Origin of the sequence: Nocardioides sp. Soil796 (assembly GCF_001429525.1) — a bacterium.
In the GTDB taxonomy this organism is placed as follows: Bacteria; Actinomycetota; Actinomycetes; order Propionibacteriales; family Nocardioidaceae; genus Nocardioides.
This window is the reverse complement of record NZ_LMSQ01000020.1, coordinates 177,862-202,443: the sequence shown is the minus strand read 5'-3', so window position 1 is coordinate 202,443 and position 24,582 is coordinate 177,862. Positions and strand designations below refer to the sequence as shown.

Annotated in this window: 23 protein-coding genes; 15 read left to right on the top strand and 8 right to left on the bottom strand. The window is 69.8% G+C overall.

From position 1 onward, the window contains the following. Nucleotides 1-179: 179 nt before the first annotated feature. From ASH02_RS22060 to pabB, 7 genes are all read left to right on the top strand, one after another. Entirely contained in the window at nucleotides 180-1,703 is a 1,524-nt protein-coding gene (locus ASH02_RS22060; RefSeq protein ID WP_056683448.1) for a Re/Si-specific NAD(P)(+) transhydrogenase subunit alpha, read from the top strand. A gap of 17 nt (nucleotides 1,704-1,720) precedes the next feature. Beyond that, on the top strand, nucleotides 1,721-3,139 hold the full coding sequence (gene pntB, locus ASH02_RS22055; RefSeq protein ID WP_200950085.1) for a Re/Si-specific NAD(P)(+) transhydrogenase subunit beta: 1,419 nt from the start codon (nucleotides 1,721-1,723) through the stop codon (nucleotides 3,137-3,139). A 108-nt stretch (nucleotides 3,140-3,247) separates the two neighbouring features. Then, the gene (locus ASH02_RS22050; RefSeq protein WP_057295457.1) at nucleotides 3,248-4,165 is read left to right on the top strand and encodes a hypothetical protein; all 918 of its coding nucleotides are present in this window, start codon (nucleotides 3,248-3,250) and stop codon (nucleotides 4,163-4,165) included. A 63-nt stretch (nucleotides 4,166-4,228) separates the two neighbouring features. Beyond that, on the top strand, nucleotides 4,229-6,136 hold the full coding sequence (locus tag ASH02_RS22045) for an anthranilate synthase family protein (protein WP_056891583.1): 1,908 nt from the start codon (nucleotides 4,229-4,231) through the stop codon (nucleotides 6,134-6,136). Between the two features lie 105 nt (nucleotides 6,137-6,241). Next, nucleotides 6,242-7,918, top strand: a complete 1,677-nt coding sequence (locus ASH02_RS22040) for a sulfatase-like hydrolase/transferase (protein ID WP_156409831.1) — start codon at nucleotides 6,242-6,244, stop codon at nucleotides 7,916-7,918. 24 nt (nucleotides 7,919-7,942) lie between these two features. Further along, on the top strand, nucleotides 7,943-8,533 hold the full coding sequence (locus ASH02_RS22035; protein ID WP_057295455.1) for an anthranilate synthase component II: 591 nt from the start codon (nucleotides 7,943-7,945) through the stop codon (nucleotides 8,531-8,533). Further along, nucleotides 8,530-9,837, top strand: a complete 1,308-nt coding sequence (pabB, locus tag ASH02_RS22030) for an aminodeoxychorismate synthase component I (protein WP_057295454.1) — start codon at nucleotides 8,530-8,532, stop codon at nucleotides 9,835-9,837. Before ASH02_RS22035 ends, pabB begins: the two co-directional genes overlap by 4 nt. Before the next feature lie 112 nt (nucleotides 9,838-9,949). On the opposite strand, the gene ASH02_RS22025 is transcribed toward pabB, so the two are convergent. From ASH02_RS22025 to ASH02_RS21995, 7 genes are all read right to left on the bottom strand, one after another. After that, the gene (locus tag ASH02_RS22025; RefSeq protein WP_082620990.1) at nucleotides 9,950-11,569 is read right to left on the bottom strand and encodes a S1C family serine protease; all 1,620 of its coding nucleotides are present in this window, start codon (nucleotides 11,567-11,569) and stop codon (nucleotides 9,950-9,952) included. Nucleotides 11,570-11,670: 101 nt separating this feature from the next. Beyond that, complete coding sequence (locus tag ASH02_RS22020; RefSeq protein ID WP_235539097.1) at nucleotides 11,671-12,411, bottom strand: M50 family metallopeptidase; 741 nt, start codon at nucleotides 12,409-12,411, stop codon at nucleotides 11,671-11,673. 4 nt (nucleotides 12,412-12,415) lie between these two features. Then, on the bottom strand, nucleotides 12,416-13,807 hold the full coding sequence (locus ASH02_RS22015) for a sensor histidine kinase (protein WP_056683422.1): 1,392 nt from the start codon (nucleotides 13,805-13,807) through the stop codon (nucleotides 12,416-12,418). A gap of 30 nt (nucleotides 13,808-13,837) precedes the next feature. Further along, the gene (locus tag ASH02_RS22010) at nucleotides 13,838-14,542 is read right to left on the bottom strand and encodes a response regulator transcription factor (protein ID WP_056683418.1); all 705 of its coding nucleotides are present in this window, start codon (nucleotides 14,540-14,542) and stop codon (nucleotides 13,838-13,840) included. Nucleotides 14,543-14,588: 46 nt separating this feature from the next. Further along, entirely contained in the window at nucleotides 14,589-15,443 is an 855-nt protein-coding gene (locus ASH02_RS22005) for a fructosamine kinase family protein (protein WP_057295452.1), read from the bottom strand. After that, nucleotides 15,440-15,943 carry a low molecular weight protein-tyrosine-phosphatase gene (locus ASH02_RS22000; RefSeq protein WP_057295451.1) on the bottom strand — a complete coding sequence of 168 codons (504 nt, stop codon included), beginning with the start codon at nucleotides 15,941-15,943 and terminating at the stop codon, nucleotides 15,440-15,442. The genes ASH02_RS22005 and ASH02_RS22000 overlap by 4 nt, the downstream gene beginning before the upstream one ends. Next, complete coding sequence (locus tag ASH02_RS21995) at nucleotides 15,943-16,317, bottom strand: phage holin family protein (protein WP_056683410.1); 375 nt, start codon at nucleotides 16,315-16,317, stop codon at nucleotides 15,943-15,945. The genes ASH02_RS22000 and ASH02_RS21995 overlap by 1 nt, the downstream gene beginning before the upstream one ends. Before the next feature lie 76 nt (nucleotides 16,318-16,393). On the opposite strand from ASH02_RS21995, the gene ASH02_RS21990 reads away from it, so the two are divergent. Genes ASH02_RS21990 through ASH02_RS21980 form a run of 3 tightly spaced genes read left to right on the top strand, consistent with a single transcriptional unit; the run spans nucleotide 16,394 to nucleotide 19,137 of the window. Next, nucleotides 16,394-16,972, top strand: coding sequence for a VanZ family protein (locus ASH02_RS21990; protein ID WP_056891576.1), 579 nt, complete (start codon nucleotides 16,394-16,396; stop codon nucleotides 16,970-16,972). Between the two features lie 9 nt (nucleotides 16,973-16,981). Then, a complete protein-coding gene (gene hisC / locus ASH02_RS21985) occupies nucleotides 16,982-18,055 on the top strand; it encodes a histidinol-phosphate transaminase (RefSeq protein ID WP_056683404.1) in 1,074 nt (357 codons plus the stop codon). 50 nt (nucleotides 18,056-18,105) lie between these two features. Continuing rightward, entirely contained in the window at nucleotides 18,106-19,137 is a 1,032-nt protein-coding gene (locus ASH02_RS21980; protein ID WP_057295450.1) for a glutathione S-transferase family protein, read from the top strand. 12 nt (nucleotides 19,138-19,149) lie between these two features. Here ASH02_RS21980 and ASH02_RS21975 read toward each other — a convergent pair whose 3' ends face one another. After that, nucleotides 19,150-19,686: a TetR/AcrR family transcriptional regulator gene (locus ASH02_RS21975; RefSeq protein WP_056683398.1), complete on the bottom strand. Its 537-nt coding sequence runs from the start codon at nucleotides 19,684-19,686 to the stop codon at nucleotides 19,150-19,152. Nucleotides 19,687-19,774: 88 nt separating this feature from the next. Here ASH02_RS21975 and ASH02_RS21970 point away from each other — a divergent pair, with 88 nt between their 5' ends. The 5 genes from ASH02_RS21970 to ASH02_RS21950 all read left to right on the top strand — a co-directional run bounded on the left by ASH02_RS21970 (nucleotide 19,775) and on the right by ASH02_RS21950 (nucleotide 24,577). Further along, nucleotides 19,775-21,295, top strand: coding sequence for an MFS transporter (locus ASH02_RS21970; protein WP_235539095.1), 1,521 nt, complete (start codon nucleotides 19,775-19,777; stop codon nucleotides 21,293-21,295). A 123-nt stretch (nucleotides 21,296-21,418) separates the two neighbouring features. Further along, entirely contained in the window at nucleotides 21,419-21,754 is a 336-nt protein-coding gene (locus ASH02_RS21965; RefSeq protein WP_235530127.1) for an ArsR/SmtB family transcription factor, read from the top strand. Beyond that, a complete protein-coding gene (locus ASH02_RS21960) occupies nucleotides 21,754-22,692 on the top strand; it encodes a cation diffusion facilitator family transporter (protein WP_057295449.1) in 939 nt (312 codons plus the stop codon). Before ASH02_RS21965 ends, ASH02_RS21960 begins: the two co-directional genes overlap by 1 nt. Before the next feature lie 59 nt (nucleotides 22,693-22,751). Next, nucleotides 22,752-23,564, top strand: a complete 813-nt coding sequence (locus ASH02_RS21955) for an ABC transporter ATP-binding protein (protein WP_057295448.1) — start codon at nucleotides 22,752-22,754, stop codon at nucleotides 23,562-23,564. A gap of 26 nt (nucleotides 23,565-23,590) precedes the next feature. Then, on the top strand, nucleotides 23,591-24,577 hold the full coding sequence (locus ASH02_RS21950; RefSeq protein WP_056683387.1) for an ABC transporter substrate-binding protein: 987 nt from the start codon (nucleotides 23,591-23,593) through the stop codon (nucleotides 24,575-24,577). The last annotated feature ends 5 nt before the right edge of the window (nucleotides 24,578-24,582 follow it).

Genomic DNA, 24,582 nt, shown 5'->3' with positions numbered 1-24,582 from the left:
CGGGCGCTGAGGCGCGACTCACGATCCGCATGCTGGGATGGTTGCCCGCATATTGGGCGCCCGGGCTCTAGATTGCCAACCACCCGGCAGGACTCCGCTACCCATGCGGAATGCTGCCAGCATCGCGTACGTCGCCACAGACTGCGTGGTCGTCATCAGCATGGAATCGGAGTGATCACATGATCATCGGCGTCATCAGGGAGGCACAGACCGGGGAGACCCGTGTCGCTGCCACCCCGGCCACCGTTGGCCAACTGCTCAAGCTCGGTTACGACGTGATCGTCGAGTCGGGGGCCGGTTCGGCTTCCAGCTTCGCGGACGAGGCGTACGTCGAGGCCGGTGCGAAGATCGGCGATCCGTTCGAGGGCGACATCGTCCTCGGCGTGAACGCCCCGGCGGATGCCCAGCTCGACCAGCTGCGTCAGAACGCGACGCTGATCGGCATCCTGAATGCCCGGTTGGACGAGTCGGTGGTGGCGGACCTGACCTCGCGGCCGATCACGGCGTTGTCGATGGACGCGGTGCCGCGCATCTCGCGCGCCCAGTCGCTCGACGTGCTGAGCTCGATGGCCAACATCGCCGGCTACCGTGCCGTCGTCGAGGCCGCCCACGTCTTCGGGCGGTTCTTCACCGGCCAGGTCACCGCTGCGGGCAAGGTCCCGCCGGCCACGGTGCTGGTCGCCGGTGCCGGTGTCGCCGGTCTCGCCGCGATCGGGGCCGCCGGTTCGCTCGGCGCGGTGGTCAAGGCCACCGACCCGCGTCCCGAGGTCGCCGACCAGGTGAAGTCGCTGGGTGGTGAGTACCTCGCGGTCGAGGACCCTGAGGCCGAGGTGTCGGCCACCGGGTACGCCAAGGAGATGGGCGACGACTACAACGCCCGCGCCGCGGCGCTGTATGCCGAGACCATGCCGGGCGTCGACATCGCCATCACCACCGCGCTGATCCCGGGACGCCCGGCGCCCCGGTTGATCACCGCCGAGATGGTCGCCTCGATGAAGTCGGGCAGCGTCATCGTGGACATGGCTGCCGGGTCCGGCGGCAACGTCGAGGGCTCGGTCGCCGGTGAGGTGGTCACCACCGAGAACGGTGTGACGATCATCGGCTACACCGACCTCGCGGGCCGTCTGCCCGCGCAGGCCTCGCAGCTCTACGGCACCAACCTGGTCAACCTCCTCAAGCTGATGACGCCGGAGAAGGACGGTCAGCTCGTCCTCGACTTCGACGACGTGGTGCAGCGCTCGATCTGCGTCGTACGCAACGGTGAGTCGACGTGGCCCCCGCCGCCGGTGCAGGTCTCGGCCGCCCCGGCCGCCGCCCCGGCCGCGGAGATTGCGGTCAAGGAGGAGAAGAAGCCGGCCAGCCCGGCGCGCACCTCCGCGATCGTCGGCGGCGCAGCCCTGTTGTTCTTCCTGCTGGTCGCGGCCTCGCCGGCGCAGCTGCAGCTGAACCTGACGGTCTTCGCCCTGGCCGTCGTGATCGGCTACTACGTGATCGGCAAGGTGCACCACGCGCTGCACACTCCGCTGATGTCGGTGACCAACGCGATCTCGGGAATCATCGTCGTCGGCGCGCTGGAGACCATCGGTCAGTACGACGGCACGATCACCGCGGTGTCCTTCGTGGCGATCCTGCTCGCCAGCATCAACGTCTTCGGTGGCTTCGCGGTGACTCGCCGCATGCTCGCCATGTTCTCCAGGTCTTGATAGGTAGCTGAGAAATCATGAGCATCGAATCCGCATCGGCCGCTGCGTACGTCGTAGCCGCCCTGCTCTTCATCCTTGCCCTCGCCGGGCTGTCCAAGCATGAGTCCGCCAAGGCCGGCAACTACTACGGCATCGCCGGCATGGCGATCGCCCTGGTCGCCACGGTGGTCCTCGCCATCGACAAGGACATCGAGGGCCTCGGTCTCGGCCTGCTGATCGCCGCGGTCATCGTCGGCGCCCTGGTCGGCCTGCAACTGGCACGCACGGTCGAGATGACCGGCATGCCTGAACTGATCGCCCTGCTGCACTCGTTCGTGGGTCTCGCCGCCGTACTCGTCGGCTGGAACGGCTACCTGCACATCGAGGCACACCCGCACCGCTTCGACGCCAAGGTGCTCGAGCACGCCGACCTGCTCGGCATCCACTCCGCCGAGGTCTTCATCGGCGTCTTCATCGGTGCGGTCACCTTCACCGGCTCGATCGTGGCGAACCTCAAGCTGTCGGCGAAGATGAAGTCCGCGCCCCTGGTGCTCCCGGGCAAGAACCTCATCAACCTCGGTGCGCTGGTGCTCTTCGCCGCACTGACCGTGTGGTTCGTCATCGACCCGCAGCTGTGGCTTCTGATCGTGGTCACCATCGTCGCGCTGGCCCTGGGCTGGCACCTCGTCGCCTCCATCGGTGGCGGTGACATGCCCGTGGTCGTCTCGATGCTGAACAGCTACTCCGGGTGGGCCGCGGCCGCGTCGGGCTTCCTGCTCAACAACAACCTGCTGATCATCGTCGGCGCGCTGGTGGGTTCTTCGGGTGCCTACCTGTCCTACATCATGTGCACCGCGATGAACCGCTCGTTCATCTCGGTGATCGCCGGTGGCTTCGGCATCGAGGCCGGCCCCTCGGAGGACACCGACTACGGCGAGCACCGCGAGACCAACGCCGAGGACGTCGCCGACCTGCTCACCCACGCCAAGTCGGTGATCATCACCCCCGGCTACGGCATGGCCGTCGCCCAGGCGCAGTACGGCGTCGCGCAGCTGACCTCCAAGCTGCGGGACAAGGGCATCGACGTACGCTTCGGGATCCACCCGGTCGCCGGTCGCCTGCCCGGTCACATGAACGTGCTGCTCGCCGAGGCGAAGGTGCCCTACGACATCGTCCTCGAGCTCGACGAGATCAACGACGACTTCGACGACACGACGGTCGTGCTGGTGATCGGTGCCAACGACACCGTGAACCCCGCCGCCGCGGAGGACCCGTCGAGCCCGATCGCCGGCATGCCGGTGCTGACGGTGTGGAACGCCGAGCACGTCGTGGTGTTCAAGCGGTCGATGGCGTCGGGCTACGCCGGCGTCCAGAACCCGCTGTTCTTCCGGGACAACTCCCAGATGCTCTTCGGTGACGCCAAGGACCGGGTGGAGGACATCCTCCGCGCGCTCTGATCCAGGTCGAGTGCTGAAGTGGCTGCCCTAGCAACCACTTCAGCACTCAACCTCGGCGCCTGTGGATGACCGGCGAGACCGGTCCCATGCCATCGCAGAATCGATTGCATGGATGAGGCATGGTCAAGCCTGGCCGGATTGCAGCACGGAGTCCTGGCCCGCAGTCAGCTGTACGCCCTCGGCGTGACTCGTGCCGCGGTGCGCGCCAACGTCTCTGCCGGCCGATGGTGCTGGCGCACGGAGTCAGTCCTCACCACGACCACCGGCCCACTCAACTGGGAGCAGCGGTTGTGGCTCGGAGTGCTCCACTGCGGCCCGGGGTCGGCCGTCGGTGGGCTCACCGCGGCCAAGGTGCACGGCCTTCGCAACTGGGATCGCGACCTCGTCACGGTGGTCGTGGACGACGCGCTCTCCTTCGAGAAGGTTCCCGAGTTGCACATCGTCCGGACTCGAAGGCCCATCCAGAAGTGGCTGGCACCGGTGACGCTCCCGCTGCTGCGTCTCGAGCCGGCAGTTCTGCTCTTCGGCGCCTACGATCGGAGCAAGCGCACGGCGCAGGGTGCTCTGGCCGCCGTGGTCCAACAGGGTCTGACCACACCGGATCGACTCGGCGCATGTCTGACCACGATGAATCCCTTGCGCCGGTCCCGTGACTTCCGGGCCACTCTTCTCGACTTGGCGGGTGGGGCACAGTCGGTTGCCGAAATGGACGTACGGCGAGCCTGTCGCTCCTACGGCGTCGTGCCGCCGCACAGGCAAAGAGCCCGCGTCGACCGCGCAGGAAGGCGGAGATGGACGGACTGCGAGTGGGACCTCCCCGATGGCCGGGTGGTGGTGTTGGAAGTCGACGGTGCTTTCCACCTGGACGTCATGCAGTACTCCGCGGACATGCGGCGACAACGAAGGATCACCACCCCCACGCGATTGATTGCGCGATGTGCCGCTGTCGAGATCCGCGACGAACCGGGTGAAGTCATGGCGGACCTGATCGCTCTCGGTGTCCCGCTGGTGAAGCGCGCAGGTTGAGTGCTCAGGTGGTTGCCCTGGGCACCACCTGAGCACTCAACCAGGAGACAGTAGAGTCTCGCCATGCCCGAGAACCCTGCCGCCCCGACCGATGCGCGCGCTGCGCTGGAGGAGCTGCGGGGCCACGAGGCCTGGGCCATCGTCCGCCAGAAGGACGCAGCGACCCTGTCGCTGGTCGGTGGCCGGCGCACCGTCGTGGAGAGCCTGCTCGACGTGCCGCTCGAGACCGGCATCCCCGTCGATGGCCGGCAGTTCGACCGGCTGGTGGCCGTGCCCTACCGCCAGGTCCGGGAGCGCGGGTTCGACGCGATCGACGACGGCACGCCGCTGGTCGTGGTCGACATCGACCTCGAGCAACACGTGGCGTACGCCGACCTGCTGGCCGCCCTGCCCGACGTACCGGTGGAGTTCGACGACCCGGGCGGCTTCGACTCGAGCGACGACGACTACACCCGTGTGGTCGAGAAGGTCATCGCACACGAGATCGGCAACGGTGAGGGCGCCAACCTCGTGGTGGCCCGCAACTACCGTGCCAAGGCCCGCGGCTGGGGCGACGACCAGGCCCTGACCGTGCTGCGCCGGCTGCTCGAGCGCGAGCGCGGTGCTTACTGGACCTACGTCTTCTTCACCGGCGACCGCTACCTGGTGGGGGCGAGCCCGGAGCGGCACGTCAGCATCCAGGGCGGCGACGTGCGGATGAACCCGATCTCGGGCACCTTCCACCTGCCCAAGCAGGCGCAGCCGCAGGAGCAGACCAAGGCTCAGCTGCTGGAGTTCCTCGCCGACGAGAAGGAGATCTACGAGCTCTTCATGGTCGTCGACGAAGAGCTCAAGATGATGTGCGACATCTGCCACGAGGGCGGCCAGGTGCTCGGCCCGTTCCTCAAGCCGATGACGCACCTCGTGCACACCGAGTACCTCCTCGCCGGCCGCACCGACCGCGACCCGCGCGAGGTGCTGCGCGACACGATGTACGCCGCCACGCTCACCGGCTCACCCGTCGAGAACGCCTGCCGGCTGATCGCGGCCTACGAGCCCGAGGGGCGCGCCTACTACGGCGCGGCGCTGGCGCTCTTCGGGCGCGACGGCGAGGGCCAGCCGACCCTCGACAGCCCCATCGTCATCCGCACCGCCGACGTCAGCACCGAGGGCGTGCTCCGGGTGGTCGCCGGAGCCACCCTCGTGCGCGACTCCGACCCGGCCACCGAGGTGCGCGAGACGCACGCCAAGGCCGGTGGCATCCTCAGCGCGTTCGGGCTGGTGCCCCCGGCGGCCGCGCCCCCGGAGAGCCTGGGCGAGCTGGCCCGCGACGAGGACGTGCTGATCGCCCTCAACGCCCGCAACCAGCGGCTCTCGAAGTTCTGGCTGACCGACCAGGAAGGGTCGGCGCCCGACGTGGCCCTGAAGGGGAAGTCGGCGGTGATCCTCGACGGCGAGGACGACTTCGTGAACATGCTGCGGCACGTGCTCACCGTGCTCGGCATGACCTCGACCGTGGTCCGCCACGAGGACTACGCGCCGGGCGTGCTCGACGGGTTCGACCTCGTCATCGTCGGCCCCGGCCCTGGTGACCCGCGCGACGGCGACCACCCCAAGATCGCCACGTTCCGCACCGCGGTCGACGCGCTCCTGGCCGCCGAGCAGCCGTTCCTCGCGGTGTGCCTGGGGCACCAGACGCTGTGCCAGCGGTTGGGGATTCCCCTTGCCTACAAGGACATCGTCTTCCAGGGCACCCAGTCACCTGTCTCGATCGACGGCCGCACCGAACGGGTCGGCTTCTACAACACGTTCGTCGGACGGGTCGAGGGGCAGGCCCCCGACGGGGTCACGGTCGAGGCCGACCCCGAGACCGGCGACGTGCACCTCGTCCGCGGGCCGCACTTCCGGGGCATCCAGTTCCACGCCGAGTCGATCCTGACCGAGAACGGCTACGACCTGATCCACGACCTGATGCGCGAACTCCTGACCTGAGCCTCAGCCAACCCGGGCGCCCCCCGGCGCAACCTTTCGGGCCTCACCGACGTCTATAGGGCAGAGGCTCGAACCAGACGGGGGTTTGCAGTGCGGTTCCGGGTGTTGTCCCTTGCGCTCCTGGCGATCCTGGTTGCCGCCGTCGTCGTCACCGGACGCCATCAGGGCACTGTCGCCGACGCCGACGCGCCCGGCGGCCCCTCCACCACGATCGCGGCGCCCGTCGAGATCCCGGCCCGCCCCAACATCGTGCTGGTGCTGATGGACGACTTCTCCCTCGACCTGCTGCAGACCATGCGCTCGGCCGAGGCGATGCGGCAGCAGGGTGCGTCGTACGACCGGGCGTTCGTGGTCGACTCCCTGTGCTGCGTGTCGCGGTCGAGCCTGATGACCGGGCAGTACCCGCACCAGACCGGCGTGCTGACCAACACCGCCAACCTGCCCAACCCCTACGGCCCGATCGGCGGTTGGGAGGCGTTCTCCGCCTACGGCAACCCCGAACGCTCGGTCAACGCGCACCTGAAGCACAGCGGCTACACGACGGGGTTCGTCGGCAAGTACCTGAACCAGTTCGAACCGGGCATGACCGACCTCGAGCTGCCGGCCGGCTGGAGCGAGTTCAACGCGCTGTTCGGTTCGGCGTACGACGGCTGGGGCTTCGCCAGCTCGTACGTCGAGGACGGCGAGCTGCGCGTCCGGGAGCATGCGATCCCTCCCGCGTCGGCGACTGACGAGGTGAAGGACGCGGCGTACGCCGGCACGGTGACCGAGGACCTGGCCCTCGACTTCATCGAGCGCCACACCCCCGACGACGCGCCGTTCTACCTCGAGGTGGCGCCGTACGGTCCGCACAGCCGGGTCGACGGTGACACCCCGTGGCCGGACGAGCCGCTCTTCCCGCCGGCGATGCGCGACCGCACCGGCCACGCCGGGCCGCTGGGCAACTGTGGTCGGGTGGACTGCAGCGACCTCGACCTCGACGACCTGGTCGGGTTCGGCGACGACCAGTCCGACAACCTGCCGGTGCGCGCCGACGGCACCCCGGCCCCGGGCTGGAAGCCGACGACCACCACGCTGTGGCCCGAGGACGCGGTCGTCGACCTGCGCAACCGGGCCCGCATGGTGGCCTCGATCGACCGCATGGTCGAGCGGATCCTGGCGGCCGTCGACGACGACACCTATGTGGTGCTGACCTCCGACAACGGGTTCCACCTCGGGCAGCACGACCTCGAGCGCGGCAAGGGCGCGCCCTACGACTCCGACGCGCACGTGCCGCTCCTGGTGGTCGGGCCGTCGATCGAGGCCGGCACCCGCCCGCAGGTGGTCAACAACATCGACCTGGCCGCCACCTTCGAGGACCTCGCCGGCCTCGAGCCGGAGCCCTGGCGCTCGGGCACGTCGTTCGCGCCCAGCCTGCTCGAGCAGACCGCGAAGGGGTCGCGCCACGCGTTCTTCGAGCACACCTACGCGCCCTCGCTCGGCCTGGACCCGGACCGGGTCTACTCCGGCGGCACGATCGACGTCATCCCGTCGTACGTCGCGATCCGCAGCCGGGACGCGCTCCTGGTGCGGCTCGACCTCGACCCGGACTGGCAGGGCACCGACTACGCCTGGGAGTTCTACGACTACCGGGACTCCGCGTTCGAGCAGACCAACTCCTACGCCGACCCGGGCAAGCGGGCGGAGGTGCGCCGGCTGCAGCGGCGACTGGAGGAGTTCGTCGCGTGCGGTGAACAACGCTCCGAGCGCGTCCGGCCGAAATGTCTGGCGCTGACGCGCTAGGTCCTGACCCAGTAGGTTGCGCATGTGATCGATGCGGTGACGAACGTGGTGGTGGTCGACCACCACGACTCCTACACGTGGAACCTCGTCCACCTCGTCGCCGCCGTCACCGGGGCCCTGCCCGAGGTCGTGCAGCACGACGCCACGTCCGCGGCGTACCTGCTCGGCTTCAGCCATGTCGTGCTCTCGCCCGGCCCCGGCCACCCGTCCGACCCGGCCGACTTCGCGGTCGGCAACGACGTGCTGCTGGCCGGCACGACGCCGGTGCTCGGCGTCTGCCTGGGCATGCAGGGCCTGGTCACGGCGTACGGCGGCACGGTCGAGCGCATCACCCCGGCCCACGGTGACGTGGCCTCGGTCCGGCACGACGGCACGTCCGTCTTCGCCGGGCTGCCCGCGTCGTTCGACGTGGTGCGCTACCACTCGCTGGCCGCGACCCGGCTGCCCGACGACCTCGTCGTCACCGCCACCTGCGACGGCGAGCCCGGTGAGCCGGAGGTCGTCATGGGGGTCCGGCATCGCACGCTTCCCCTTCACGGCGTGCAGTTCCACCCCGAGTCGATCCTCAGCCGGCACGGCGCCGAGCTCGTGGCGAACTTCCTGGGGCGGACATGACCGACCCGGTGCCGCACTTCCTCGAGATCGCCGCCGCCCACGACCGCTGCTTCTGGCTGGACGGTGGTGGCGCTCGGCCCTGGTCGGGACGCCGCTCGATCCTGGGCTGGCTGGACGAGGACGACGTCTCGCTGACGTACGACGCCCGCACCGGCCTCGTGCACCGTGTCGCCGCCGGCACGCGTGAGGTGGTCGGTGACGACATCTTCGCCGCACTCGAGGCGGAGTCGGCCGGCGACGGCGCCGACGTGCACTGGGTCGGCTACTTCGGCTACGCCAGCCGTCCGGACCTGCCGGCGTCCGTCGATGCCGACGACCCGATGCCGACCGCGGTCTGGATGCGGACCAGGAACGTGCGGATCTTCGAGCATGCCGAGGTGGATGTGTCGGGGAGTGGTGGTTTCGAGACGCTCGCTGGCGCTCGCTCCTCAACCACCGAGGAGGCCTCGTTGTTCTCCACCACCGAGGAGGCCTCCACCACCGAGGTGGCCTCGACCACCGACGTGCCGGGGGAGTACGCGGCGGAGTTCGCGCGGGTGCAGGAGGAGCTGCACGCCGGCAACTCCTACGAGGTGAACCTGACCTACCGCCTCGCCATCGAGTCCGGGCTCGACCCGGTGTCGGCGTACCTGCGACTGCGCGCGCTCAACCCGGCGCCGTACGCCGGGTTCCTGCAGCACGAGGGTGCCTGGCTGCTCAGTTCGTCACCCGAGCGCTACGCGACCGTCGACCGGCACCGGGCGATCGAGACCAAGCCGATCAAGGGCACCACTCCGCGAGGGGAGAGCGCCGAGGACGACGAGCGGCTGCACCGGCTGCTGGCCACGGACCCGAAGTTCCGCGCCGAGAACCTGATGATCGTCGACCTGCTGCGCAACGACCTCGGCATGGTCTGCGAGGTCGGTTCCGTCGAGGTGCCGGTGCTGATGGACGTCGAGACCTACAGCTCGGTGCACCAGCTCGTGTCGACCGTGCGCGGCCACCTGCGCGACGACATCACCACGATCGGGGCCCTGCGCGCGCTGTTCCCGGCCGGCTCGATGACCGGCGCGCCCAAGCTGCGCACCATGGAGATCATCAGCGACGTCGAGGACTCGTCGCGTGGCGTCTACTCCGGGGCCTTCGGCTGGATCTCCGGCGACGGTCGGGCCGACCTCGGCGTCGTGATCCGCAGCCTGACCACCAGCGGCGACGGACGCTGGCGCCTCGGCACCGGCGGCGGAATCACCGTGCGCTCGGACGTCGACGAGGAGTACGCCGAGTCCCGCCTCAAGGCCGAGCGCCTGACCCGCGTCTTCGACTGAGCCGGGGCCGGGCCTGGACTGGGGCGGCGGAGGCCCTGTGCGGCACGACCCGGCCTCCGCCGGCGCTGCGCTCACGGCACGGCCGACTGCACGGCTCACTGCATGCCCGGCCTCACAGGTCGTCGAAGAGGCGGCCCTTCTCGGCCAGGGTGACCTCGAAGGTCTGCTCCTTGCCGTCACGCAGCACCCGCAGCTTCACCTTGTCGCCGGGGCGGTACTGCAGGGCGGTGGTGACCAGGCCGAGGCCCTGGGCGATCGGGTAGTCGTCGACGGCGACGACCACGTCGCCCTGCTTCAGGCCGGCCTCCTCGGCGGGGCTGTCGCTGGTGAAGTCCTCGACCGTGGCGCCCTGTGCGACTCCGGACTCGCGGGCGTTGCCGGGAATGATGCCCAACCACGCGTGGGTCGGCTCGTCACCGTTCTTCAGCTCCTCGACGATCGGTGCGATGACGTTGACCGGGATGGCCCAGCCGATGCCGATCGAGCCGAGGTCGCCCTCGGAGCCGGTGTTGCTGGACGCCGTACGGTTGGCGGAGTTCATGCCGACCAGCTCGCCCTTGATGTTGACCAGTGCGCCGCCGGAGTTGCCGGGGTTGATCGCGGCGTCGGTCTGCAGTGCGGGGTAGACCATGGCCTCCTGCGAGGCCTCCATGCCGGCGACGTTGACCGGGCGGTTCACGGTGCTGATGATGCCGGCGGTGACGGTCGACTCGAGGCCGTACGGCGAGCCGACCGCGACGACTGCCTGGCCGACCTTCAGGTCCTCGGCCGCGCCGAACTTCATCGGGGTCAGGCCGGAGACGTCGTCGGCCTTGATCAGCGCGATGTCCATGTCGGGGTCGGCCCCGACGAAGGACCCGGTGGTGCTGCTGCCGTCGTCGAAGTAGACGGTGGTGTCGCCCTCGATGCCGTTGAAGGCGACGTGGTAGTTGGTCAGGATGAGGCCGTCGTCGCTGATGATGATCCCCGAACCCGTGCTGCCGCTGGAGGCCCCGAAGGCCTCGATCTTGACCACCGACGGCAGGGTCTTCTCCGCCACGTTCTGCACCGAGACGAGGTCCTGGAGGTTGAGGCCGGCGATGTCGATCTGGCCGGCGTCGACCTTGCCGTCTCCGCCGCCGGAGGTCTCGTCGTGCAGGTAGCCGCCGCCGAAGCCGGCGGCCGCTCCGAGGATCAGCGCACCCGCGAGCAGGCCGATGCCGGTCTTGCCGCGCCCGCTCCCACCGGTCTGTCGGTGCTCGGTCGGCGGGCCCAGGGGGGCCTGGTGCCCCGGCTGGGGATAGCCCGTCGGGTACGCCGGGGGTGCCTCCCACGGCTGGGCGTGCTGCGGGCCCTGGCCGTAGGGCTGGGCGGCCTGTCCGGGCGGTGCGAACTGGCCCTGCTGACCCGGGTGGCCAGGATCCTGGGGCGGGGCGAACTGGCTCTGCGGGGCCGGCGACGCCTGGTCCTGGGGAGGCGCGTAGGGACCGGGCTGGTGCGCGTGGCGACCGTCGTACGCCGCCTGCTGGGGCGCCTGGGCGGGAGGCACGGGGGAGGTTTCGTGGTCGGGCCCGGGATCGTTGATCGCGTGAGCCACGCTGGGCTCGGCCTCCGGGGACGCGGGCTCCGGCGGCTGGTCGGCGTACGGCTGGGCGGCGTACGGCTGGGTCGGCTCGGCCTGCTGGTGCTTGCGCGCGCCGGGGCGGATCGCCGTCGTGGGATTGGAGTCGTCTCCCGCGTTCTCATCGCTCATGGCCGACATCATGCCGTGAATGTTCGGCCCGGAAACCCCTCATCCGCGGCCTGTCGGGCCAGATCGACGTCCAGGTCAGACGTCCCGGTCAGACGTTCAGGTCAGAACAGCGTGGCGACGGCCAGGGCGAGGCCGGCGACGTTCGCCAGCAGGAAGACCACCATCCAGAAGCCTGCGGGGAACGGTGTGAGGCGCGCCAGCTGGTCCGCGTCCGAGCCGGTACGGCGACCGCGGTGCTCGCGCATGAGCTCGACGACGGGCTTCGGCGCGGCGAGCAGCAGGACCCAGGCGATCAGGTAGGCGAGGGCCGACTGGAGGGTGTCGGAGAGATACCAGGAGACGCCCACCAGGGCAGAGCCGATCACCAGCAGCACGAGTGCGCCGTACCAGTTGCGGATCTGCACGAACATCACCACGAGCAGGGCGACCAGGAGCCACAGCAGGCCGAACGCGCGGCCGTTCGCCAGCATCAGCGCCGCGAGCAGGCCCAGGGCGGCAGGCGCGAGGTAGCCGGCGCACAGCATGGCCACCATGCCGGGGCCGCGCGGCTTCCCGCGCGAGACGGTCAGCCCGGACGTGTCCGAGTGCACCCGGATGCCCGAGAGCCGTCGGCCGACGAGGACGGCGACGAACGCGTGCCCGGCCTCGTGGACGACGGTGACCAGGTGGCGCACCCAGTGCCAGCTGAGTGGGTGCACCACGAGCGCAAGCGCCAGCACGGCGAGCAGCAGCACGACGCGCGGGGACGGTGCGGGTTGCACGGTCGTCGTGGCGCGGGACCAGATCTCGCCGGCCACGTCGGTGAAGGCCACCGTGGACGTGGCCGGGTCAGGGAAGCGCACCGGGTCAGACCTGCTGCAGGGTGCGTCCGGGCAGTCGCAGCGTCAGGCAGGCGCCGCCGTCGGGGAGAGTGCTCGCCTCGGCCGACCCCGAGTGGCGCACAGCGGTCTGCCGCACGATCGAGAGCCCCAGGCCGGAGCCGGGCATCGACCGCGACTCCGTGGATCGGTAGAAGCGGTCGAAGACGTAGGGGAGGTCGGCCTCGGAGATGCCGGGGCCCTGGTCGGCGACGGTCAGCACACCGTCTGCCAGGCGGACGGTCACCGTGCCGTCGGCAGGGCTCCACTTGGCGGCGTTGTCGAGCAGGTTCATCACGGCGCGCTCGAGAGCGGCCGACTCGCCGGTGACCCACCAGTCCTCGGCCTCGACGTCGAAGTCGATGCTCGACGCGCGACGGCGTACCCGCGTGATGGCCCGGTCGAGCACCTCCTTGAGATCGACCAGCTCGACCTGGTGCGGCGCGTGCTCGTCGCGGCCGAGCTCGACCAGGTCGCCGATCAGGTTGGTCATCTCCTCGATCTGGGCGCCCACGTCGTCGAGCAGCTCGGCGCGGGCCTCGGGCGGCATGCCGCCGGACGCGTCGGCCTGGAGCAGCAGGTCGAGGTTGGTGCGCAGCGAGGTCAGCGGCGTCCGCAGTTCGTGGCCGGCATCGCCGACCAGCTGGCGTTGCCGTTCGCGGGAGGCCTCGAGCGCGGCCAGCATGGTGTTGAACGCCGAGGAGAGCCTGGCGATCTCGTCGTTGCCCTCGACCTCGATGGGGGTGAGGTCCTCGGTGCGGCCGATCTCCTCGACCACCGAGGTGAGCCGGCGTACTGGCCGGAGCCCGTTGCGGGCCACGCCCCAGCCGGCCACTCCGGCAGCGATCACGCCGGCCACCCCGAAGAGCAGCATCACGATGCCGAGGCGCCCGAGCACGGTCTCCTGGGAGTCGAGCGACTGGGCGATCACCAGCGCCACACCGTCGTCGCGGGTCGGCACGGTCACCACGCGGTAGCGGGTGTCACCGGCCTCGATGGTGCGGATCGAGCTGTGTGCGTCGCCCCTGGCGACGTCGATCTCGTCGCCACCGAGCTTGAGCACCGGGCCGTCGTCGATCGACCAGGTCTTGCCGTCCTGGCGGATGAACGCGATACGGACGTCGGCGGCGCCGAACGCCCACGACGGCCAGCGCATCTCCACGGTCAGCTCGGACAGGGTCGGAGCCTGAGAGGCGCGTTGGGCCCGGTCGATCAGTGAGGCGTCGAGGCTGGCCTGCATCTGCATGCGCACGGTCACGTAGGCACCCAGGGCGAGGACGGCGACCGTCAGGCCCACCGCGAACGTGGTGAGCAGGGTGACCCGGCTGGCGAGGCTGCGGCGGTAGTGCCACCGGCTCGGCTCGCGCGGCGACAGGCCCATCAGAGTCGGCCCATCAGATTCGGCTGCCCGTCACGGGGAGTCCCGAAGCACGTAGCCCACCCCGCGCACCGTGTGCAGCAGCCGGGCCTCGCCCTCGGCCTCGGTCTTGCGGCGCAGGTAGCCGACGTACACCTCGAGGGAGTTCGCAGTGGTGGGGAAGTCGTAGCCCCACACCTCTTCGAGGATGAACGAGCGCTCCAGCACCCGCTTGGGACGGCGCATGAACATCTCGAGCAACGCGAACTCGGTGCGGGTGAGCTCGATGGCGCGCTTGCCGCGGCGCACCTCGCGGCTGGCCAGGTCGAGGGTCAGGTCGGAGAACGCGAGCGTCTCGTCGACCAGCTCGTCGTGGGGTACGACGCGGCGCAGCAGTGCGCGCAGCCGGGCGAGGAGCTCCTGGAGTGCGAACGGCTTGGTGAGGTAGTCGTCAGCGCCAGCGTCGAGGCCGTCGACGCGGTCACCCACGGCGTCGCGCGCGGTCAGCACGAGGATCGGTACGTCGTTGCCCGCAGTGCGCAGTGCCCGGGTCGCCTCGATGCCGTCGAGCCGCGGCATCATCACGTCCATCACGACGACGTCGGGTCGCAGGTTGCCGATCCCGGCCAGGGCCTGGGCGCCGTCCTCGGCCATCGACACGGTGAATCCGTTGAACTCGAGGGAGCGCCGGAGGGACTCACGGACGGCCCGGTCGTCGTCGACGACGAGGACGTGGGGCTTGGGTGCAGCACTGTTCACGACACCACTGTGCCAAAGACTCCTGAGGCGTGGCTGAGAATCGCGCTCAGTAGCGCGCCGCGACGCTGGCCGCGCGGGCGCCGTACCCGCCGCCGAACATGCATGCGTGGACCAGCAGCGGGAAGAGCTGGTGCAATCCGAGCCGGTCCTCCCAGCCGTCGGCGAGCGGCGCGGCCTCGTGGTAGGCGTCGAGGGCACGCGGCAGGTGGGGCATGCCGAAGAGCGAGAGCATGGCCAGGTCGACCTCGCGGTGACCGGCGTACGCCGCGGGGTCGATCACGTGGATGTGCCCGTCGGTGCCCCACAGCACGTTGCCGTTCCAGAGGTCGCCGTGCAGTCGGGCCGGGGGCTCGACCGGGACCAGGTCGGCGAGTCGTCCGACGAGCGACTCGATGCCCCTCGCACCCGACTCGTCGATCGCACCACGGTCGCGGGCCAGCTTCAGGTAGGGCAACAGCCGGCGGGTGGCGTAGAACTCCGCCCACGTGTCGGCTGCGGTGTTGCGCATCGGCAGTCGCCCGATGAAGCCGTCGGCGTCGGCGCCGAAGCCGGTGGCGCCGACGGCATGGGTCGCGGCCAGCGCGCGACCGAACTCCACCGCGGCGTCGGGCGTCTGCTTCCCGGTCTCGACGAACGAGATGATCAGGCAGTCGGCGTCGCCGGCCAGCACGTCGGGGACGGCGACGCCCCCGGACTCGCCCAGCCAGCGCAGCCCGCGGGCCTCGGCGGCGAAGAACCCCTCGGGTGGGTGCACGTGGGTCTTCATCAGCGCCGAACGTCCGTCGGAGAGCTTGAGCCTGGTCGCCGTACAGATGTCACCGCCGGCGACCGGCGCCGTGGCCACGACCTGGACGTCGAGGAGCTCTTCGGCCTTGCGAGCGGTGGCGGAGTTGCGCGTCATGAACGGACGACCTCCTGCTGCAGTGCGTGGGTGATGCCGAGTGCGGTGCGCTCGACCATGGCGAGCACGTCGCGGAAACCGTCGTCGCCGCCGTAGTAGGGGTCGGGGACGACGCCGTCGCCGGGTGTCGGGTCGAAGTCGCGGAACAGGCGCAGGCGGTCGGCGGGGACCCCGATCGCGGCGAGGTCACTCACGTTGTCGTGGTCCATCGCCAGGACGAGGTCGTACGACGACACGACGTCGGCGTCGAACTGCCGGGCCCGGTGCTGCGTGGCGTCGTAGTCGTGGGTGGTCAGGACCGCCGCCGAGCGTGGGTCCATCGGCTTGCCGACGTGCCAGCCGGCGGTGCCGTAGCTGTCGGCATGGACGTGGTCGGCCAGCCCGGCCTCGTCGAGCCGGTGGTTGACCACGACGTCGGCGATGGGGGAGCGGCAGATGTTGCCCAGGCAGACCAGGGCGACGCGGTAGGTGCCGTGGGTGCGCGGGAGCGGCAGCGGCATCAGTCGTCCTCGAGCACGGCCACGTCGATGAAGCCGCAGACCAGCGTGATGATGATGCCGCCGAACAGTGCGTTCCAGAAGCCGTCGACGTGGAAGCCGATGTCGACCTTGTCGGCGATCCAAGCGGTCAGCATCAGCATCAGGGCGTTGATCACCAGCAGGAAGAGGCCGATGGACAAGATGATGAACGGGATCGAGAGGAACTTGACCACCGGCTCGACGTACATCGACACGAGGCCGAGGATCAGGGCCACCAGCAGCAGGGGCAGGATCTTCGCCTGCCAGTCGGAGCCCTCGAAGCTGATGCCGTCCAGGAGCCATGCCGCGACAGCCAGCGCAGCGGCGTTGGTCAGGAGCCAGGCGAGGAACTTCACGGCCTCAGCCTAGACAAGGCGTCAACGCGGACACACAGGATCGGCGTTTCGGGGCCCGGCTTGTAACCTCTGGCGGGTGAATGAGTTCGGCGGTACCGGTGCGATGGTGCTCGGGACCGTGGCCTCCGCCGTCGTGTTCCTGCTCCTGGCGCTCGCCCTGCTCAAGCCGCTCGGCTGGGTCTCCGCCTTCTCCATCGCCGGCTTCCTGTGGGCGATCACGGTGATCGGCCTGGTCACGCTCACGCCTCTCGACGCGGTCGACCTGGCCATTCCGGAAGACGCGCGGATGGCCACCTGCTCGACGGACATCGGCGGCCCGGCCCCCGACGGGTTCTGGATCTTCGAGTCCGGGCAGCGCACGCTCAACACCGCGCTGTTCATCCCTGCCGGCGCGCTGCTGGTGCTCTCGGTGGCCCGGTGGCGAGCCGGCTGGATCCTCACCCCGTTGGGCCTCGTCGCGCTCGCTGCGTTCTCCGCGGTGATCGAGAAGACCCAGCTCGAGGTGGCCCGCATCGACCGGGCCTGCGACGTCACCGACATCGTCGACAACGTCACCGGGGCGGCGTTCGGGGTGGGGCTCGGGCTGGTGCTGATCCTGGTGTTCCAGCCGTGGCGCCACAAGCACCGGAAACGACGCAGCCGCGCGGGGTACTAACCTGCGGCCATGACCTCGACCCCCAAGCCACGCGCCAACGTCGGCGACATCCCGGCGTACGTGGCCGGCAAGCCGCCCGTGCCGCGCCCCGACTTCACGACGTACAAGCTCAGCTCGAACGAGAACCCGTACCCGCCGCTGTCCGGTGTGGTCGAGGCGGCGATGGGCGTGGTCGGCCAGATGAACCGCTACCCCGACATGGGCTGCGTGGAGCTGTACGCAGCACTCGCCGAGCACTTCGACGTACCGGTCGAGGACCTCTCCGTGGCCACCGGGTCGGTCGCGCTGATCTACCAGATCATGCAGTCGTTCTGCGACCCCGGCGACGAGGTGGTCTACGCGTGGCGTTCGTTCGAGGCCTACCCGATCGCCGTCACGGCCGCCGCGGCCACGTCGGTGCAGGTGCCGGTCACCGCCACCGGCGAGCACGACCTCGACGCCATGGCTGCCGCGATCACCGACCGCACCAAGGTCGTCATCGTCTGCACCCCGAACAACCCCACCGGCCCCGCCGTCACCCAGACGGCATTGCATGAGTTCCTGGCCAAGGTGCCCTCTCACGTGCTGGTCGTCGTCGACGAGGCGTACGTCGAGTTCGTGCGCATGGACGACGCCGTCGACGGGCTGGCGACCTACCGCGAGTTCCCCAACGTCGTGGTCACGCGCACGTTCTCCAAGGCCTACGGGCTGGCCAACTTCCGGGTCGGGTACGCCGTGGCGCAGGCGCCGCTCGCCGCCGCCCTGCGCGCTGTCTCGCTGCCGTTCGGGGTCTCCGGTGTCGCCCAGGCCGCGGCCATCGCCTCGCTGAAGGCCGAGCCGCAACTGCTCGACCGGGTGGAGACGCTGGTCGGCGAACGCGCACGGGTCGTCGAGGGTGTGCGCGAGGCCGGTTGGGACATCCCCGACGCCCAGGGGAACTTCGTCTGGTTCGCGCTCGGCGAGAAGACCGCCGACTTCGCCGCCGCTGCGGACGAGGCCGGCATCGTCGTGCGCCCGTTTGCCGGCGAGGGTGCCCGGGTCAGCATCGGCGAGCCCGAGGCGAACGACCGCCTGGTCGACCTGGCCGGCACCTTCCCGCACTGACCGCCGCACTCACGCTGCCTGTGAGTTCACCGGCCACGCCTGCGCCGACTATGGTTGAAGAAGCAACTTTCAGGAGGAGTGCCGTGACCGACCGGAGCCAGGCCTATGTCGAGAAGGGCAAGGAGTTCACCCGCGACATGAACTACATCCCCGACCGGATCCTCGCCGGGGAGAGTTCCGCGGACCCGCTGGACGACGCGTTCCCGAGCGGCAGCAAGGACAGCCCGCGCGACGTCCAGGTGTGGCCGGTCGAGCCTGGTCGCTACCGCCTGGTCGCGGCCAAGGCGTGCCCGTGGGCGAACCGCTCGATCATCGTCCGCTCACTGCTCGGCCTCGAGGAGGTCATCTCCCTGGGCCTGCCCGGACCCACGCACGACAAGCGGAGCTGGACCTTCGACCTCGACCCGGGCGGTGTCGACCCGGTGCTCGGGTACGAACGCCTGCAGCAGGCCTACTTCGCACGGTTCCCCGACTACCCGCGCGGCATCACGGTGCCGGCGATCGTCGACGTGCCGACCAAGGGGGTGGTCACCAACGACTTCCCGCAAATCACCCACGACCTCTTCTTCGAGTGGCGAGACCACCACCGCCCCGGTGCGCCCAACCTGTGGCCCGACGACCTCCGCGAGGAGATGGAGTCGGTGATGAAGCGGGTCTTCACCGAGGTCAACAACGGCGTCTACCGGTGCGGCTTCGCCGGCTCGCAGGAGTCGTACGACGCGGCGTACGACCGGCTCTGGACGGCGATGGACTGGCTCGAGGAGCGGTTGACCGACCGGCGCTACCTGATGGGTGACGCGATCACGGAGGCCGACGTACGACTCTTCACGACGCTGGCGCGCTTCGACCCGGTCTACCACGGGCACTTCAAGTGCAACCGCAACAAGCTCGTCGAGATGCCGGCGCTGTGGGGCTATGCGCGTGACCTGTTCCAGACGCCCGGCTTCGGCGAGACGATCGACTTCGACCAGATCAAGCAGCACTACTACGTGGTGCACACCGACGTGAACCCGTCGGGCATCGTGCCGAAGGGCCCGGACCTGAGCGGATGGACCTCGCCGCACGGACGCGAGCGGCTCTGACCGAGCGCCGACTCAGGCCTTGAGCCGGTCGACCTGGTCGAGCAGCTGGTCCAGCGAGCGGGCGAAGGTGGCGCGCGACCACTCGCCCGGCATGGACGAGTGGTGGTAGAGGCCCTCGCCGATCAGCATGATCGCCTCGGCGGCGTGCCGGTCCCCGACCTCGGAGCGGATCAGGTCGAGCCAGGCCGCGTGGACCCTCTCGAGCTCGTCGATGGCCGGCTGCCAGGACGACTGGGCCAGGCGGACCATGGCCGTGTAGTAGGTGTCGAGGTCGCTGCCGCTGGTCCAGGAGGTGCGCACGTAATGGCGTGACGGCCCTTCGGGTGCCTGCGCCATCGTGACCAGGTCGCGCTCGCACTCCTCGTGGAACCTGGCCTGTGCGGCCTCGGCCAACGCCTCCTTGCTCGGGAAGTGGTAGAGCACCCCGCCCTTGGAGATCCCCGCCCGGGCGGCCACCTTGTCGATCGTGGTTGCGCGCTCGCCCTCGCTGCGCAGCAGCTCGCAGTACGCCGCGAGCGCCGACTCGCGGGCCTTGGGAGGACGGGACATGGGGCGACCCTATCGACCACGGCGTGGAGGCGGAGATCACCATCGCACGGGTTAGTAACTGTACCGTCCAGACGGTACAGTTGTGCGGGTGACGATCTACCAGCTCCCGCTCGCTCCCGACCAGCTCTCCCGCCGTTCCCGGTGGGTGGCGCTGGCCGTCCTGATGCTGCCCGTGCTGCTGGTCTCGATCGACAACACGGCGCTGAGCTTCGCCGTACCGTCCCTGTCGCGGTCGCTGGGTCCGACCGGCAACCAGCTGCTCTGGATCATCGACATCTACCCGCTGGTGCTGGCCGCGCTCCTGGTCACGATGGGCAGTCTCGGCGACCGGATCGGCCGGCGCCGGATCCTGCTGTGGGGCGCCTCCGGCTTCGCGGCGGTCTCCGTGATGGCCGCCTTCTCGCCGAGCGCGGGCTGGCTGATCGCGGCCCGTGCGCTGCTCGGCGTCTTCGGTGCGATGCTGATGCCGGCCACCGTCTCGCTGATCCGCAACATCTTCACCGAAGCGGCCGAGCGGCGGACCGCCGTCGCGATCTGGATGGCCGGCTTCTCCGCGGGCGCCGCGCTCGGTCCCGTGGTCGGCGGCTGGCTGCTGCAGCACTTCTCGTGGGGCTCGATCTTCCTGATCGCCGTGCCACTCCTCGTGCCGCTCCTGGTGCTCGGCATGCGGCTGCTCCCCGAGTCGCGCGACCCCGACCCCGGTCCGGTCGACCCGGCCGGCATCGCCCTCGTCTCGGTGGCGCTGGCCGCCTCGGTCTTCGCGATCAAGTCGGTGGCCACCCACGGACTGGACGAGCTGACGCTGATGGCGGTCCTGGTCGGCATCGCCTGCGGCATCGGGTTCGTACGCCGCATGCTGCGGCGCAGCAACCCGATGCTCGACGTCCGCCTGTTCGCCAACCCGGTGTTCTCGGTGTCGCTGGTGGTGAACCTGGTCAGCGTCTTCGCGCTCGTCGGCTTCATCTACTTCCTGGCCCAGCACCTGCAGCTGATCGCCGGGCACTCGCCGCTCGATGCCGCCCTGATGATGGTTCCCGGCCTGGTCGTGACCGTCGTGCTCGGCCTCGGTGCGGTGCCGATGGTGCGGCGCTTCGGCGCGGCGCGGGTGATGGTGGCGGGTGTGCTGCTGAATGCGGCCGGCTATGCCGCCGTCTCCGCGATGGGGCACACCGGCTCGGGCGCCGTGCTCCTGATCGGCTTCGTGCTGGTCTGTGCGGGCGTCGGCATGTCCGAGACGGTGTCCAACGACCTCGCGCTCAGTGCGGTTCCGCCGGCGAAGGCCGGTGCCGCCTCTGCGGTCTCGGAGACGGCGTACGAGATCGGTGCGGTGCTGGGCACGGCAGTCCTCGGCAGCCTGCTGAACCTGGCCTACCGCCAGGGCATCGACGTGCCGGTGACCGTCTCTGGCCCGGACGCCGAGCAGGCCCGCGCCACCCTCGGGGGAGCCGTGGAGGTTGCCGGCGGACTGCCCCCGGCATCGGCCGACGCGTTGCTGGCCTCGGCCTCGCATGCCTTCGACTCCGGAGTCACGCTGACCGCAGCGATCGCCTCGCTGCTGTCCTTCGCGGTCGCGTTCGCCGTCCATCGGATCCTGCGCGCCCGCGTCTGATCGACCCGTCGTGAATTCCGCTCGACCTGTCGCCAGTTTCGGTTGACCTGTCGTGAGCTTCTGAAACTGGCGACGGGTCGACATGAACTGGCGACAGGTCGACGGGTGTGCGACTATATGCGCATGCACGCATATACGGATGAAGAGCTCGACGCGCACCTGCCCGTGGCCGTCGAGATCTTCTCCCTGCTCGCCGACGCGACACGCGTGCGCATCGTGATGGCGCTGCGCGACGGCGAGCAGTCGGTGGGCGTGCTGGCCGAGGAGGTCGGCAAGTCGCAGGCCGCGGTCTCCCAACACCTCGCCAAGCTGCGGATGAGCCGGGTCGTCTCCACGCGCCAGGAGGGCAACCGGGTCTACTACCGGCTGGCCAACGACCACGCCCTCGAGCTCGTCGAGGTCGCCTTCAACCAGGCCGAGCACGCCGTCGACGCCGTCGTGCGTCATCGGGACCGCTGATGGGCCACGGACACGGTCACGGACACTCGACCGGTCATGCGAGCGGCCGGGCGGAGGACCGCCAGCGGCTGAGGATCGTGCTCGCGGTGACCGCCTCCGTCATGGTCGTGGAGGTCGTCGGCGCCTTCGTCACCGGCTCGCTCGCCCTGCTCGCCGACGCCGGTCACATGGCCACCGATGCCGCCGCCGTGGTGCTCGCGCTCGGGGCGTCGTACGTCGCCACACTGCGACCCGGGCCGCGTTCGACGTTCGGCTACCACCGCGCCGAGATCCTGGCGGCGCTGGTCAATGCCCTTGTCCTGTTGGGTGTCTGTGGCTATCTCGCCTGGGCCGGGATCAGTCGTCTGGCCGATCCGACCCACGTCGAAGCCGGCCCGATGATCGCCTTCGCGGCGGTCGGCCTCGTGGCCAACGCGGTCTCGATGGTGATCCTGAACCGCTCCGACACCGGCTCGCTGAACCTGAAGGGAGCCGCGAACGAGGTCCTCGCCGACCTGGTCGGATCGGTGCTCGCCGTGGCCGCCGGCGTGGTCATCCTGACCACCGACTTCCATCGCGCCGACCCGATAGCGTCGCTTCTGATCGCGGTGATGATCCTGCCGCGGTCGTTCGTGCTGCTGAAGGAGTCCCTGGTGGTGCTGCTCGAGATCGCGCCGGCCGGCCTCGACCTCGCCGACGTACGACGACACCTGGTCGAGGTGCCCGGCGTGACCGACGTGCACGACCTGCACGCCTGGACCATCACGAGTGGCCTGCCGAGCCTCTCCGCGCACATCACCGTCACCGACGAGGCACTCGCCGAGATCGGCGTCGGCGGCATGCTCGACCGGCTCCAGGGCTGCGCCGTCGACCACTTCCAGCTGCACCACGCGACCTTCCAGGTCGAGCCGGCCAGCCATCGCAGCCACGAGAACCTCGGCGAGGCCGGCTGCGACTGAGCCGCCGGCATTCGGACGCCCTGATGACCGTTCAAGTGAGGTTAGGCTACCCTGACTTCATGCAGAGTGCGCAGTTCCGTGGCGAAGGCCTCGACCTCTCCTACTACGACCGCACGGTGGTCCGTGCCGCGTCACTCACCGTCGATCCCGGGCGGGTCCACGCCTTGGTCGGGCCGAACGGCAGCGGCAAGTCGACCCTGCTGCGCGCCATGGCCCGCCTGCACAAGATCGACCGGGGCACGCTCTCCCTGGGCGACGAGTCCGTCTCCACGCTGGGCAAGCGCGAGTTCGCCCGCGTGATCACCCTGCTCTCACAGAACCGACCGGTGCCCTCGGGGGTCCCGGTCGCCGAGGTGGTCGAGTTCGGTCGCCACCCCTACCGCGGCAAGTGGAAGGCCCGCGACCCCGAGGGGCCGGCCGCCGTCGCCTGGGCGATGGAGGTGACCGGAGTCGCCGAGATGTCGAGCCGTGGCGTCGACGAGCTCTCCGGTGGCGAGCTCCAGCGGGTGTGGCTGGCCTGCTGCCTGGCGCAGCAGACCGACGTGCTCCTGCTGGACGAGCCCACCAACCACCTCGACCTGCGCTACCAGGTCGAGCTGCTCGACCTGGTGCGCGACCTGGCCGACGACCACGGTGTCGCGGTCGGGGTCGTGCTGCACGACCTGAACCAGGCCGCCGACGTCGCCGACGTCGTGACCCTGCTCCACCACGGAGCCGTCCAGGCCACGGGCGCTCCGTCAGACGTCCTCACCTCGGAGCGTGTCTCCGCGGTCTACGGACTCCCGGTCGCGATCCACCGCGACCCGGCCACCTCACGGGTCTCCGTGCACCCGGTGCACCGCACCGAGCGTCGCCTGGCCCAGATGGCCTGACCCACCCACCCCCGAAAGGCACCACCGTGAAGACATCGCGCGCGCTCGCACTCGCCTGCCTGCCGCTGGCCCTGGCCCTCTCCGCCTGCGGCAGCACCGAACCCGCCAAGGACGAGCAGGAGGACTCCGTCGCGACCGGCGGTCCGGTCTCGGTCGAGGACGCTCGCGGCAAGACCGTCGAGCTCGACCACCCCGCAACCAAGGTGGTGTCGCTGGAGTGGATGCAGACCGAGACCCTGGTCAGCCTCGGCGTGATGCCGGTCGCCCACGCGGACGGCGACGAGTACAACGCGTGGGTGGCGAACGCGCAGGTCGACGACTCCGTCCAGGACGTCGGCAAGCGCAGCGAGCCCAGCTTCACCGAGATCATGAAGACCGGCCCCGAGCTGGTGATCACCGACAGCTCCGGTCCCGAGGCCATCGTCAAGCAGCTCGAGAAGCGCGACGTGCCGGTCATCGTGCTCGACACGGCCGACGGCTCCGGACAGCTCGACCTGATGAAGGAGAACGTTCGCACCATCGCCGAAGCGGTAGGCAGGACCGAGGCGGCCGACAAGATCATCGGCGACCTAGAGGCCTCGCTCGAGGCCGGGAAGAAGGCGATCGCCGAGAGCGACGCCGCCGGCGCCACGTTCGCGATGGCTGACGGCTGGGCCGAGGGTGGCAACGTCACCATTCGGTTGTTCGGCAAGGGCTCGCTGATGTCCGACCTCGCCGAGGGTCTCGGACTGGAGAACGCGTGGACCGGCGAGGTCGACAAGGACTGGGGTCTGGGCACCACGGACCCCGAGGGCCTCACCTCACTCGGTGACGGCGTGCGGTTCTTCTACAACAGCCCGGTCGAGGCTGACGACGTCTTCGGCAACCAGCTCGAGAAGAACCCGATCTGGAACGAGCTCGAGTTCGTGACCAGCGGCCATCTCTACCCGCTCGAGAAGGGCGTGTGGACGTTCGGCGGACCGGTCTCGGCGCAGGAGTTCGTCGACCAGATCGTCGCGAACCTGACGAAGTGATCCAC